10 protein-coding genes are annotated in these 13,481 nt (G+C 72.7%); 5 read left to right on the forward strand and 5 right to left on the reverse strand.

Going from position 1 to position 13,481, the window contains the following annotated elements:
• Window positions 1-78: 78 nt before the first annotated feature.
• The 3 genes from ACZ6Y1_RS27490 to ACZ6Y1_RS27500 are packed head-to-tail and all read right to left on the reverse strand — an operon-like array spanning window position 79 to window position 3,673.
• Window positions 79-1,200: an AAC(3) family N-acetyltransferase gene (locus tag ACZ6Y1_RS27490; protein ID WP_469635304.1), complete on the reverse strand. Its 1,122-nt coding sequence runs from the start codon at window positions 1,198-1,200 to the stop codon at window positions 79-81.
• Complete coding sequence (fxsBH, locus tag ACZ6Y1_RS27495) at window positions 1,197-3,479, reverse strand: radical SAM/SPASM protein FxsBH, inactivated beta-hydroxylase extension form (RefSeq protein ID WP_469635308.1); 2,283 nt, start codon at window positions 3,477-3,479, stop codon at window positions 1,197-1,199. Before fxsBH ends, ACZ6Y1_RS27490 begins: the two co-directional genes overlap by 4 nt.
• A gap of 29 nt (window positions 3,480-3,508) precedes the next feature.
• Complete coding sequence (locus ACZ6Y1_RS27500) at window positions 3,509-3,673, reverse strand: FxSxx-COOH cyclophane-containing RiPP peptide (protein WP_469635312.1); 165 nt, start codon at window positions 3,671-3,673, stop codon at window positions 3,509-3,511.
• Between the two features lie 281 nt (window positions 3,674-3,954).
• On the opposite strand from ACZ6Y1_RS27500, the gene ACZ6Y1_RS27505 reads away from it, so the two are divergent.
• Window positions 3,955-4,515, forward strand: a complete 561-nt coding sequence (locus ACZ6Y1_RS27505) for an NADPH-dependent FMN reductase (RefSeq protein WP_469635317.1) — start codon at window positions 3,955-3,957, stop codon at window positions 4,513-4,515.
• Window positions 4,516-4,620: 105 nt separating this feature from the next.
• Here ACZ6Y1_RS27505 and ACZ6Y1_RS27510 read toward each other — a convergent pair whose 3' ends face one another.
• The gene (locus tag ACZ6Y1_RS27510) at window positions 4,621-5,523 is read right to left on the reverse strand and encodes an alpha/beta fold hydrolase (protein WP_469635320.1); all 903 of its coding nucleotides are present in this window, start codon (window positions 5,521-5,523) and stop codon (window positions 4,621-4,623) included.
• A gap of 319 nt (window positions 5,524-5,842) precedes the next feature.
• On the opposite strand from ACZ6Y1_RS27510, the gene adhE reads away from it, so the two are divergent.
• Window positions 5,843-8,449: a bifunctional acetaldehyde-CoA/alcohol dehydrogenase gene (adhE, locus tag ACZ6Y1_RS27515; protein WP_469635323.1), complete on the forward strand. Its 2,607-nt coding sequence runs from the start codon at window positions 5,843-5,845 to the stop codon at window positions 8,447-8,449.
• Window positions 8,450-8,545: 96 nt separating this feature from the next.
• Here the strand turns inward: adhE and ACZ6Y1_RS27520 are convergent, their stop codons facing one another.
• A complete protein-coding gene (locus ACZ6Y1_RS27520; RefSeq protein WP_469635326.1) occupies window positions 8,546-9,148 on the reverse strand; it encodes a TetR/AcrR family transcriptional regulator in 603 nt (200 codons plus the stop codon).
• A gap of 134 nt (window positions 9,149-9,282) precedes the next feature.
• Between ACZ6Y1_RS27520 and ACZ6Y1_RS27525 the strand changes: the two genes are divergently transcribed.
• The 3 genes from ACZ6Y1_RS27525 to ACZ6Y1_RS27535 all read left to right on the forward strand — a co-directional run bounded on the left by ACZ6Y1_RS27525 (window position 9,283) and on the right by ACZ6Y1_RS27535 (window position 13,441).
• Window positions 9,283-10,671 carry a purine-cytosine permease family protein gene (locus tag ACZ6Y1_RS27525; protein ID WP_469635332.1) on the forward strand — a complete coding sequence of 463 codons (1,389 nt, stop codon included), beginning with the start codon at window positions 9,283-9,285 and terminating at the stop codon, window positions 10,669-10,671.
• A gap of 118 nt (window positions 10,672-10,789) precedes the next feature.
• Window positions 10,790-12,463 (forward strand): amidohydrolase, encoded by a 1,674-nt coding sequence (locus ACZ6Y1_RS27530; protein ID WP_469635335.1) that lies wholly within the window; start codon window positions 10,790-10,792, stop codon window positions 12,461-12,463.
• Window positions 12,464-13,366: 903 nt separating this feature from the next.
• A complete protein-coding gene (locus ACZ6Y1_RS27535) occupies window positions 13,367-13,441 on the forward strand; it encodes a putative leader peptide (protein WP_469635600.1) in 75 nt (24 codons plus the stop codon).
• Window positions 13,442-13,481 lie beyond the last annotated feature (40 nt).

A 13,481-nucleotide genomic window follows, 5' to 3' on the forward strand; every position in this document is an offset into this window, starting at 1 on the left:
GACCCCCGTCCCGAAGATTGCGAGCGAAGGAACATCATTCCGGAGCTGCTTCGCCGCATCCCCTCATCGTTCAGTCAATCAGCGTCGGTTTTCGGTCATCCATTCGAGCGCGTGATCAACGGCATCCGGAAGGGAGAAGAGCATGGCCGAGGCCCCTCCCACCCGTCCCCTGCGCACCCTGGAATCCGGGAACGCGCCACCGATCTCGGCGAAATCGCTGTCGTCCAGCGCGACGTCCTCGTACGAGGTCCACTCCCCCTCTTGCAGGTCCCCCTGCCGGTCCCGCGGGTCCCCCTGCCTTCCCCCTGGAAGGTTCACCTTCACCACACACTCGTACATGCGCAAGGGGGGGTTCGGAATTCGATACTCCGCGAGATGGAAAGCGGAGCAGACGGAAAATCCCACATTGATCATGAGTACCTGTGCCCCCTCCCAGCACATCTTTCCCAGCGGGGACTCCTCGCCCATGTGGCTTTCCAGCCGGTGTCCGGAACAGAGCCGCTCCGCGTCCCCGCCGACCGCCGCGAACGAGGTCTGCGGGTGGGCGCTGCGCGCGGCTCCGGGCGCGGTACGGACGGCCTCGGCGAGCGCGCCCATGCCCTGGCCGGGGGTGCTCGCCGGGTCGAAGGCGGGCATCCGCTCCCGGAACGCCAGCACCTCGGGCCCCGACAGCCCGGCGATCCGCGCCAGGTGCGCGCTGGAGGTGGTGGAGTTCTCCGGGGTGAACGTGGGCACCATGAGCGTCCCGCGCGGCCCGAGCACGCCCAGCAGGGCGTCCCGCAAGGGCTCCGGGGCGAGGCCCGTCCCCCCGAGCGAGGCGTGCACCAGCAGCCGCATCCCCGGCCGCACCCCGAGCAGCCTCAGCTGCACGGCGAGGGCCAGTACGCCTCGCGGCCCGCCGGGGGGAGCCGGGGCCGTCACCGCCCGGGCGGCGACGGCCCGGACAGGACCGTCGGACGCCCTGCCCGGGCGCCGGCCCGCGGCCGGGCCGCCGCCGGCCGGGACCGGGGGCCCGCTCAGGGGCGGGCTTGCCGCCGCGGCCGGGCCGCTCGGGGCGCGGGCCGCGCCCGGCGGCGCGAGCACGGCCCGCGCCGGTGCCGAGGCGGCCCGCGCCGGTGCCGAGGCGGCCCGCGCCGGTGCCGACGCGGCTGCCGGGGCCGGGCCGGGGTTGCCCGTGCTGCCGTGGCCGGAGGCCGTCACGCGTCCACCGCCTTGAGCTCCCAGCGGAGCTCCTCCACCAGCCGCTTGCCGGTGACGGTCAGCTCCGCCGCCCCCGCGAGCCGGTCCAGGGCCTGGTGGATGCGGTCCGAACCGCCCGGCTCCGGCGACTCCACGGCCCGGCGGTAGGCCTCCACGGCCACCCGTTCGTGCACGTCCGCCAGCAGCCGGGACACCGGGACGGGGCGGGAGCGCCACGGCGAGGGGTGCTGCCACTGCCCGTCCAGCGCGTACAGGTCGGCCACCTCGGTCAGCGCCCGCAGCCGCGCCCGGCGCCGTCCGGTGAGCAGGGCCAGCGCGGTCTCCGGGATCCCCGCCGCGTACGGCACCCCGAGCGCCCCCGGCCCGTGCCGGCCCGCCTCGCCCCAGCCGCCGGCCCGCGGGCCGCCCGCGAGCGGGGTCAGCGTGGTCAGCCCGTCGGCCGCCGACCGGGCGAACCCCGGCACGGCGGAGCGCAGCAGCGCCCACGCCCCGTCGAGGCGGCCCCGCCACTCCTCGGCCTCCCCGGCGCCGAGCCGCAGCCTGGGCGGGCGGGCGAAGCAGTTGCGGTACGGGTCGAGGTCCTCCAGCGCGACCGGGGCCCCGTCCGGCCCGGGGGACCAGGTCCGTACGGGCTGCCAGCGCGCGTCCCCCGCCGCGGGGCCGAAGCGGTGCTCGGTGATGCCGTCCCGGGCGACGTACCCCTCGTCGGCGACGCGCAGCACGGCCCGGCCCTCGGTGCCGGGTTCTCCGAGCCGCAGCAGCCCGAGCGTCGGCAGGTACACCTCGCCGTCGCGGAAGGCCACCTCGGCCGGCAGGTCCAGCCCGCCCCGCAGCACCGCGGCCGCCGCGAGCGCGGTCAGCCTGCGCGCGGACTCGGCGGCGTCCGGGGCGCCGGGGCCGTCCGGGGTGCCGGCACCGTCCGGGGTGCCGGCACCGTCCAGGGCCGCCAGGATCCAGGTACGGGTGAACGGGTGGTCCAGTACGGCGTCCAGCGCCCGCGCGCCCGCCTCCCCGGCCCGCTCCACCGCGCGGAGCAGCTCCCAGGCGCGGGCCCAGCCGCGCTCGGCGGCGAGATCGGCGTGCAGGCGGGCCAGCAGGACCCGGGTGAGCTCCTCCTGGGAGCGGGCCAGCCGGTCGGGATCGGTCAGCTGCGGAGCGGTCGTGGCGGCCGCGGTGCGGCCCTCGACCCCGTCCACCAGCTCGCGCAGATCGGTGCAGTACACGGAGGGGTTGTCGAAGCCGTTCGCCGCCCGGTAGCGGTGCGTGTAGAGGCCGCCGCCGCACGAACGTACGACGGGGCACCGGCGGCACGCATCGCTGACGCCCGCCAGCCCCAGCTGCCGGGCACGGACCCCGGGATGGGCCGCGACCTGGTCAAACGCATGGTCGAAGACGTTGAAGCCGGTGGCCGCGGCGCCCTCGAAGGCGCTCTTGAGGGAGTCCACCTGCTCCAGCGTGCCGTCGGTCTCGACGACGACCAGGTCGGTGGGGGCGAGCCCGAGGGACTCGGTCAGGCTGGGCCCGCCGCGCAGGGTGGACAGCAGGGAGTCGAAGAGCCGTACGGGGACGGGCCGTTCGAGCCGCTCCCAGTGGTCGAAGATCCGCAGCAGCCAGCGGGCGTACGCGTCGGGGGCGCCGTCGGGACGGGCCGGGGGCGTCTCCCACGTGGCATGGGGGAGGAGGAAGTCGACCCGGGGCGGCTCCAGTTCGACGAGCGCGTCCAGTACGGCGACCGGGTCGTTGGCCACGTCGACGGTGCAGAGCAGACCCTGGTAGAGGTGGCGGTACGGCGCGGAGCGGAGCAGGGCGACGGCGGCCAGGACCAGCGGGTGGCTCGTACGGCCGTCCGCGAAGCGGCGGTGGCGGTCGTTGGCGGCGCGGTCGCCGTCGAGGGAGATGCCGACCCGGACGCCGAACTCGTCGAAGAGGTCGAGATATCGGGTGCTGAGCTGGAGGCCGTTCGTGTGGATCCGCAGATCGAGGTCGGCCGTCCCGGCGAGGGCGCGGGTGAACTCCTCGCACACGAGGCGGAGTCGGGCGGGGCCCGCCAACAGGGGTTCCCCTCCATGGAGGATCACCGTGACGGAGGGGAGTGCATGGTCACGGGCATGTTCGGCGAGCCTGGACGCGGTGGTCGCAATAACCTCGGGGGAGATCACTTTCGGCCGGGCTCGCCAGCTCTGATCTGCGTGTTCGTAGACGTAGCAATGATCACAAGCAAGATCGCATCTGCTGTGAACTTTCAGGACGATCTCGCGAAAAGCGATCAGGCCGGTCATTCCACCAGTCTAGAGCGCTTACTCCACTCTCAGAGAGCGGAGTTGAAGATGGGGGCCTGGACGGAGCGGCCGGATTCCGTCTTCAGCACCCGGCCCAGTGCGACGGCCGCGGAAGCGCTGCGGACGTCGATCCGGTCGAGCGGGACCCGGTCGGCCTTGACCGTGCTGGTCGGGGGGGTTGCGGAAGTGTTCACGACACCGTCCTTGGGGAAGCCATGGTGAATGGGCATGTGAATGGCAGCAGCGACGCGCTGCTGTCAAGCGTGGACTTTACTCGGCCACACTCCATTGAGCGACCGAGACATGACGCCTGATCAACCGTTCTATAGAAAGCGTGCAGCATTACCCGAGGTCGGCTCATCACCCGTTCGCCGAAAGGCAAGATCCTTTTCTCTTCCCGGCGGTCACCGGACGGCCGCCATCCACCTACGGAACGGGCCTGACCTGCGCGGAGTCCACTCGGTAGGTTGGCCTGATGACCACCACACCGCTGATCCTGCTGTTGTCCGGAAGCCTGCGTGCCGGTTCGTCCAACGAGGTGGCCCTGCGCACGGCCCGGGCGGTGGCCGCCGAGGACCCCGCGCGGGTGCGCACGGTCCTCTACGAGGGGCTCGGGGCCCTGCCCCACTTCAACCCGGACGACGACACGGACCCCCTGCCGGAGCCGGTCGCCGCGCTCCGCGCGGCCATCGACCGTGCGGACGCGATCCTGATCTGCGCCCCGGAGTACGCGGGCACCCTGCCGGGCTCCTTCAAGAACCTGCTCGACTGGACGGTCGGCGGCACCGAGATCAGCGACAAGCCCGTGGCCTGGGTCAACGTCGCCGCCCCGGGCCGCGGCGGGGGCGCGGACGCCACGCTGCGCACGGTGCTCGGCTACACCGGCGCCGCGATCGTCGAGGAGGCCTGCGTACGGATCCCGGTGTCGTCCGGGGGGACGTCCGGTCCGGACGGGACGATCGACGACCCGGCCGTCAGGTCGCAACTCGGTGAAGTGCTGGGTGTGTTGGCGGGAAGGGGCCGCCCCACAGGCTGAGGTCCACAGGCTGAGGTCCACAGGCTGAGGTCCGCGGGCTGAGGTCCGCGGGCTGCCGGAGGCGGCGGGCCGGGAGCCGCCCGCCGCCGGGAGGCCCGAAGGGGGTCAGGCGGACCGCTGCTCGCTGAGCGGGGGCGCCGGCAGGTCGCGCAGGAGCCAGGTGAGGACGTCGGGCAGCGCGCGCAGGGCCGCGAAGTGCGCGGCCGCCGGGTCGAAGGTGGTCGTGGCGCCCGGGATCCTGCGGGCCAGCCAGCGGGCGTGACCCACGGGGGAGAACACGTCCAGCTCCCCGTGCCAGATCAGCACCGGGCAGCGGATGCCGGCGGGATCGAAGCCCCAGGGGCTGCTGAAGGCGAGCATGTCGTCGATCCAGCCCCAGGCCGAAGTCCGCACCCCCTCACGGTAGTTCCGCAGCAGCATCGACCGCAGGCCGGCGTCCGAGACGATCATGCGGTCGCTCGCGGTCAGCTCGCGGCGCAGCTCGTCGAGGAGCCGCCCGGGGTCCCGGGCGATGCCGGCCGCGCGGGGGATGAGCCGGGCCGCCAGTTCTTCCGGGTCGCTGGCGGCGGTGGTGTACTCCCTCACGTTCGACGCGGCCATCCCGGCGAACCAGTCCAGGTCCTCGGCGTCCCGTGGGGCCATCGGGACCAGGGCCGCCGTGCGGGTCACCCGGTCCGGCAGCAGTGCGGCGCAGGCCAGGGCGCCGGGGCCGCCGCCGGAGCGGCCGGCCACGGCGAAGGTGTCGAAGCCCAGTGCGTCCGCGATGGCGGCCACGTCCTGGGCGACGTCGGCGACGGTGCGGCCGGGGTGGCGGTCGGAACCGCCGTAACCGGGCCGGTCGTAGGCGATGAGCTGCATGCGGCGCTGGTAGAGGACCATGCCCCGGGGGGCCGGCCCGAGTCTGCTGCCGGGCATGCCGTGGAGCAGGAACACCGGTTTGCCGTCCGGATCGCCCCAGCGCTCCACCGTGAGCGCCCGTCCGTCCGCGGCGCGCACCTGATTGCGCACGCACTGCCTCCCTCGCGGTCGATTCCACTTGGTCACCGTGATTGTGCTCGCTGGGGGAGGGGCGCGGTAGGGCGCACTTCGCGCGAAATTCTTGTGAAAGTTTTCACAATTGCACAGGGGTCTTTAGTCCTCCCGCATATGCCCAGGTCAAGACGGTGACCTGGGGGGCGTGAACGGGCGTGAACGGACCTTCGGTCCCCCGGTTAAGGGCTTTTTCGGCGCCACTGATTCCGCTTTCTGGTGTCGAATTGAGGCATCAGGAAAACAGGTCCGCGCAGGCCTTGTGGCCGGGCGGGTTCGAAATGAAGGAGTTCCTGCCATGCGGGCCAACGAGATGGTGGACGGACTGGTCGAGAGGGCGCTGGGCGCCCTCGCCGGGTTCGAGTCGTTCAGCCAGGAGCAGGTCGACCACATCGTCAAGAAGGCTTCCCTGGCAGCTCTGGGCGCACACGGCGAACTCGCGCGGCTCGCCGTCGAGGAGACCGGCCGCGGCCTCTTCGAGGACAAGGCGGTCAAGAACCTCTTCGCCTGCGAGCACGTCGTCAACTCGATGCGCGGCCTGAAGACCGCGGGCGTCATCCGCCGCGACGAACTGAACGGCATCACCGAGATAGCCGAACCCGTCGGCGTGATCTGCGCGATGACCCCCGTCACCAACCCGACGTCGACCACCGTCTTCAAGGCGCTGATCGCCCTGAAGACCCGCAACCCGATCGTCTTCGCCTTCCACCCGTCGGCACAGAACTGCTCGGCCGAGGCCGCCCGCATCGTCCGCGACGCCGCCGTCGCCGCCGGAGCCCCCGAGGACTGCGTGCAGTGGGTGACCGCCCCCTCGATGGAGGCGACCGCAGCCCTCATGAACCATCCGGGCGTCTCCACCATCCTCGCGACCGGCGGCAACGCGATGGTCAGGGCCGCCTACTCCTGCGGGAAGCCCGCTCTCGGCGTCGGTGCCGGCAACGTCCCGGCGTACGTCCACAAGAGCGCCAGGCTCGGCCGCGCCGTCCACGACATCGTGCTCTCCAAGGCCTTCGACAACGGCATGATCTGCGCCTCGGAACAGGCCGTCATCCTGGACCGGGAGATCTACGAGCAGGGCCTGGCCGAGTTCCGGCGGCTCGGCGCCCACGTGGTCTCCGCCGCCGAGAAGACCAAGCTGGAGCAGTACGTATTCGGTACGACGGCCTACGCCGCGGACGTCTCCGGCGCGAAGCTCAACGCGGCGGTCGTCGGCAGGTCCGCGCGGTGGATCGCCGAACAGGCCGGCTTCACCGTCCCCGAGGGCACCTCCGTCCTCCTCGCCGAGTGCGCCGAGGTCGGCGAGAACGAGCCGCTGACCCGCGAGAAGCTCTCCCCGGTGCTGGCCGCCCTGAAGGCGTCCGACACCGAGCACGGTCTCGAACTGTCCGCCGAGATGGTCGAGTTCCACGGGCTGGGCCACAGTGCCGCCGTCCACGCCGAGGACGAGGAGCTCGTCGAGGAGTTCGGCCGGAAGGTCAGGGCGGTCCGCGTCATCGCCAACTCGCCCTCCACGTTCGGCGGGATCGGCGACGTCTACAACGCCTTCCTGCCCTCGCTGACCCTCGGCTGCGGCTCCTACGGCCACAACTCGGTGTCGGACAACGTCACCGCGGTGAACCTGGTCAACGTCAAGCGGATCGGACGGCGCAACAACAACATGCAGTGGTTCAAGGTCCCGCCGAAGATCTACTTCGAGCGCAACTCCATCCGCTACCTCGGTGAGATGGAGGGCATCAGCCGGGTCTCGATCGTCACCGACAGGAACATGGTCGCCCTCGGCTTCGTGCAGAAGGTCACCGACATCCTCCGGGCCCGTGAGGGCTCCGTCGCCGTCCAGGTCATCGACGGCGTCGAACCCAACCCGGAACTCTCGACCGTGCGGGCGGGCGCCGCGCTGATGCGGGACTTCGGGCCCGACACGATCATCGGCCTCGGCGGCGGCTCCCCGATGGACGCCGCGAAGATCATGTGGCTGATGTACGAGCACCCGGAGGTGGAGTTCGCGGACACCAAGGAGAAGTTCTTCGACGTCCGCAAGCGCGCCTACAGGTTCCCCTCGCTCGGCGGGAAGGCCAGGATGGTCGCCATCCCGACCACTTCCGGCACCGGCTCCGAAGTCACCCCGTTCGCCGTCATCTCCGACCCGGCCGCGGCCCAGAAGTACCCCCTCGCGGACTACGCGCTGACCCCGGACGTCGCCATCGTCGACCCGGTCCTTGCCATGGAGCTGCCGCCCACCGTGACCGCGGACTCCGGCTTCGACGCCCTGACGCACGCCACCGAGGCGTACGTGTCCGCGTACTCCAACGACTACACGGACGGCCTCTGCCTCCAGGCCATCAAGCTGATCTTCGAGAACCTCCGGCGGTGCGTCGTCGACGGGCCGAACGACCCCGAGGCCCGCGAGAGGATGCACAACGCCTCGACCGTCGCGGGCATGGCCTTCGCCAACGCCTTCCTCGGCCTGGTGCACGCCATGGCGCACACCCTGGGCAACACCTTCCACGTCGCCCACGGCCGCACCAACGCGATCCTGCTGCCGCACGTGATCCGCCACAACGGGACCGTCTCCCACAAGGCCACCCCGTGGCCGAAGGCCGAGGTCTACCGGGCGCCCGAGCGCTTCCAGGAGATCGCGAGGATGCTGGGCCTGCCGGCCGCCACCCCGGCCGAGGGCGTCGAGTCGTACGCCCGGGCCGTCGAGGAGCTGCGCACCGAGTGCGGGATCCCCGCCTCCTTCGCCGAGGCGGGCGTCGAGGAGCGGGCCTTCATGGAGGCCCTGCCGGTCCAGGCGATGAACGCCTACGCCGACCAGTGCGCCCCCGCCAACCCGCGGATGCCGATGATCGACGACATGAAGCGGCTGATGCGCCAGGCGTACTACGGCACGCGGCCGACCCCCTAGCGTCCGCCGACCCCGTAGCGTCCGCCGAGGACGGCGGCGGACGAGCCCGCCCGGGCAGTCAAAGGCCCGGGCGGGCCTCGCGCTACGCGTGGGGGATCACGCGTGGGGGATCAGGAGCGCCGCCGCCGAGCGGGCCTGCGCCAGCGCCCGGGCGCGGTCCGCGCCCCGCTGGCCGAGGACGACCCGGGTGCTCAGACCGTCCAGCAGGGCGAGGAGCTCCGAGGCCCGGGCCGGGACGTCCATGGGGGCGAACCGGCCCTGGTCCACGCCCTTGGCGAGCAGGGTCTCCAGGTCCCGCTGCCAGCTGTCGTCGATCTCCTCCTGGGCCGCCTTGAGCGGTTCGTTGGAGGCGGTACGGGCCCACAGCTCGATCCACAGGGTCCAGCGCGGGTCGCGCGGCCCCTCGGGCAGGTAGAGCTCCAGGTACTGGTCGAGCTTGCGGGAGGCCGTCACCCGGCGGCCGAGGAGGGCCCGGCGCTCCCCGGTGAGCAGTTCCTCACTCCAGCGCAGGGCCTCCAGCAGGAGCCGGTCCTTGCTGCCGAAGTAGTACAGGATGTGCCCGCCGCTGGTGCCGAGCCGCTCGGCCAGCTTGGACATGGTCAGCGCGGCGAGTCCGTCCTCGGCGATCGCCGCCATGGCCTCTTCGAGCATGCGTTCCTGGGCGATCTGCCCGTCGCGCCGCCGTGCCGCTCCTGCCACCGCACCCGCCCTCCGTCTTCCCTCGCCAGACCTTATCCCGAGCAGGGTCTTGACGGCCGACCTGTCCACCCCTCATCTTGAATGCCATTCAAGAATCTAGAACGCCGTTCAAGATCAGTCAGGGGTGCAAGCGGATGAGCGACGAGGTCTTCAAGGTCGAAACGCACGGCATAGACCCGATTCCGGACGAGGAGCGGCACGGCAGTGCCATGGACCTCTTCTGGCTCTGGTTCGGCTCCAACCTCACCTTCACCTACGTGATCAACGGCGCCCTGGCCGTGGCCTTCGGGCTCTCCTTCTGGCAGGCCACCGCCGTCGTCGTGGTCAGCGGACTGTCGTTCTTCGCCGTCAGCGCCGCCGGACTCAGCGGCATCCGCACCGGCACCGCCACCCTGGTCATCTCCCGCGCCGCCTTCGGTGTCCGGGGCAACTTCCCCGCCGGGGTGCTCAACTGGGTCGTGAGCATCGGCTACACCATCGTCAACACCGTCGTCGGCACCCTGGCGCTGGAGCTGATCCTCGACCGGACCGGCCTGGCGGACGGGAAGCCGGCCCGCGCCATCGCCCTCGCGATCACCCTCGCGCTGACCTTCACCGTCGCCATGTGGGGCCACGCCACCGTGCAGTTCGCCGAGCGCTGGGCGGCGTACGTGCTGGCCGCCGGATTCGGCGCGCTGCTCGTCCTCCTCCTGCCCGGCGCCGACACCTCCGCCCCGTCCGCGGCGGCCGGGCTCTCCGGCTGGAGCCTGGCCTTCGTGGTCATGCTGGCCGGGCCGTTCTCGTACCTGCCGATGCCCGCCGACTACACCCGCTACCTGCCCCGCACCACCTCGCTGAAGTCCATCACCTGGACCGGCGCCCTCGGCGGCTTCGTCTCCTCCGTGGCCCTCGGCGTCGCGGGCGTGGCGGCCGCCACCCGGACCGACATGACCGACGCGGTCGCCGGAGCCCAGGGCCTGCTCCCGGGCTGGTTCCAGCCCCTGTTCCTGGCCCTCGTGCTCGGCGGATCCGTCACCAACTCGATCATCACCCTCTACTCCTCCAGCCTGAACCTCCAGGTCCTCGGCATCCCGTGGAGCCGCGCCCGCGCCCTCGGCATCAGCGCCGCCGTGACGGCCGCCGGCTCGCTCGCGGCGCTGTTCCTCACCGACTTCACCACCTCCCTGCTCTCCTTCCTCTCCCTCCTGATCATCGTGTTCGCCCCCTGGGGCGGGGTCTTCCTCGCCGACATGCTGCTGCGCCGCTGCCACTACGACGCCGACGCGCTGCACGCCGGGAGCGCGGGCGCCTACTGGTACCGCGCCGGCTACCACCCGGCCGGCATGGCCGCCCTCCTCACGGGCATGGTCTTCGCCGCCCTGACCTGCGACTCCGCGCTGTGGACCGGTCCGCTCGTGGCCCCGCTCGGCGGCGCCGACCTCACCTTGCTCGGCTCGGTCGTCTCGGCGCTCACGTACTGGGCGCTGGCCCGCCGCGGGGTGTCGGCGGCGAGGCGCGTCCCGGAGGCCGTTCCCGCGCCCTGAGCGCCACGCGCCCGCCGCCGTTCGTCACCCCATCCCTCGCCCCCCATCCCTCGCCCCCATCCCTCGCCCCTCACCCGTCACCCCTCCCCCCCCGGTACCCGCAATGGAGCACACGCCGATGTCCCGTCCCCTCCCCGCCGACCTGCTGCTCACCGGAGCCCGGATCCACACCGTCGACCCGGACCTCCCCGAGGCCGAAGCCCTCGCCGTCCGCGACGGGGTGATCGTCTGGGTCGGCCCCGACGCCGGGGCCGCCGCCTGGGCCGGCCCGGACACCGAGCGGATCGACGCGGCCGGGAAGCTGGTCCTCCCCGGCTTCGTCGACGCGCACAACCACGTCCGGCTCGGCTCCGACGACGCCTGCGTGCAGCTCGCCGGAGTGCGCACGCTGGAAGGCATCCACGAGCGGATCCTCGCCTGGCGGGAGGCCAACCCCGACGCCGGGTGGATCGAGGCCGAGGCCTTCGACTACTCCGCGATCCCGGACGGCCGGATGCCGACGGCCGCCGACCTGGACCCGGTCACCGGGGACACCCCCGCGCTCTTGCTCTCGTACGACGTCCACACGGCCTGGCTGAACACGGCGGCGATGCGGCGCCTCGGCGTCACCCGCGACCGTACGGACCTGCCCTTCGGGACGGCGGCGGTGGACCCGCAGACCGGCGAACCCACCGGATTTGTCAAGGACTTCGCGGTCAAGGGCCTCTCGCGCGACGGCCACCGCGCGCTGCGCGAGCTGGGTCTGCCGTGGGCCTCGCCGGACCGGCAGTACGGACGGCTCGCCAAGAGCCTCGACGACGCGATCGGCTTCGGCATCACCACGGTGGTGGAGCCGCAGAACTCCCTCGACGACCTCGAACTCTACGAACGGGCCCGGGCGGAGGGCCGGCTGCGCTCGCGGATCGTGGCCGCGCTGTTCCACCCGAGGGGGACGGACGACGCGGACCTGGCCGACTTCGCGGACGCGGCCCGCCGGTTCTCCGACGACCGGCTGCGGGTCGGCCCGCTCAAGCTGTACATCGACGACGTCGTGGAGCCGCGCACGGCCGCGCTGCTGGAACCGTACGCGGGCTGCGGATCGCACCGGGGTGAGACCTTCTACCCGGCCGAGGAGTTCGCGGAGCTGCTGGCGAAGCTGGACGCGCGGGGCTTCCAGTGCTTCGTGCACGCGACGGGGGACCGGGGCATCCGGACGGTCCTGGACGCGGTGGAGCACGCGCGTGCGGTCAACGGCCCGCGCGACGCCCGCCACCAGGTGGTGCACGTGGAATGCCTGGACCCGGCGGACGTACCGCGCTTCGCCGAGCTCGGCGTGGTGGCCTGCATGCAGCCGAGGCACTGCGCACCGGAGATCGCGGGGCCGGGCCAGGACTGGGCCGAGAACGTGGGCGAGGAGCGGTGGCACAAGGCGTGGCCGATGCGGAGCCTGCGCGGGGCGGGGGCGGTGCTGGCGTTCTCCAGTGACTGGAACGTCGCCGAGATGGACCCGATGGTCGGCATCTACACGGCCGTGACGAGGCGGCCCCTCGGCGGGGGCGGCGAGGCGTGGCAGCCGGGCGAGACGGTGGACGTGGAGACGGCCGTGTACGGCTACACGATGGGCTCGGCCTACGCCAACTTCCTGGAGACGGAGCGGGGTTCCCTGACGGTGGGCAAGGCGGCGGACTTCGTGGTCCTGTCCCGGGACATCTTCACCGTCCCGGCGGAGCGGATCCCGGGCACGGTCGCCGAAACGGTGGTGGTGGCGGGGGAGATCGTCCACCGGGCCCCTGCCGGGGGCTCGGCCGCCTGAGGGGCTCCCCTGCCGGGGCCCGCGTCCGGCTCCGCCGAGCGCCCCCCCTGGCGGGGTGCGGGTCCGGTTCTGCCGGGTCGGCTCCGCCTGGCGGAGTGCGTGCGGGTCCGGCTGCGCCGGGGCAGCTCTCCAGGCGGGGTGCCCGTCCGGCTCCGCCGGGCCGGCCACCGCCTCCCGTGGCGGGGGTGCGTGCGGGTCCGGTTCTGCCGGGCCGGCCTCACCTGGCGGGGGTGCGTGCGGGGCCGGCTGCGCCGGGGCGGCCCTTTTCATGCGGGGCGTGTGCAGGGCCGGTGTTCTTTGCCGGGGGCTTCGTACGGCGGCCGGGGCCGGGGTGGGGTGTCGTCCGGGACTCATGATTTATGGCGCCCTGACGGGGGTTGCGATGCGCGGGTGGGCGGCGCGCCACAAATCACGTTTTACGTCCCGGACAACACCCCACCCCGTCCCCGCCCTGGGAGCCTGCCCCCGCCGGAGCCGGCGCTGCCACCGGCCGGGGGCAAATCCAGCCTCGCCGGCGTTTGAGGCGCGGGGTCTGGGGCGGAGCCCCAGGTCTTTGGGGCACGCCCGCCTCCGGGCCGCGGCCGCGTGGGGAGCTGGCCCCGCCGGAGTCGGCGCTGTCACCGGCCGGGGGTGAATCCAGCCTCGCCGGCGTTTGAGGCGTGGGGTCTGGGGCGGAGCCCCAGGTTTTTGCCCGCCTCCGGGCCGCGGCCGCGTGGGGAGCTGGCCCCCGCCGGAGCCGGCGCTGCCACGGCTGGGGGGCGAATTCAGCCAGGCGCGGGGTCTGGGGCGGGTCGCGGCCGCGTGTAACGCCATCGTGGCCGGCGGACGACAGGTCCGTGTCCGAACCGCCGTGGCCGGCAACGGCCGTTGCGGCCCGGCCGGGCTGCTGGCTAGCTTCGGCGCATGGAACGCAACCCCGGTCTGACGAAGCGGCGCCCGATCGACCTGATGAGGGTCACCGGCGCGATATGTCCGTGATCGTCCATCCCGGTCCCGCCGTTCCTTCCGCCAGGAGTCT

Source organism: Streptomyces sp. NPDC053432, from assembly GCF_055585365.1.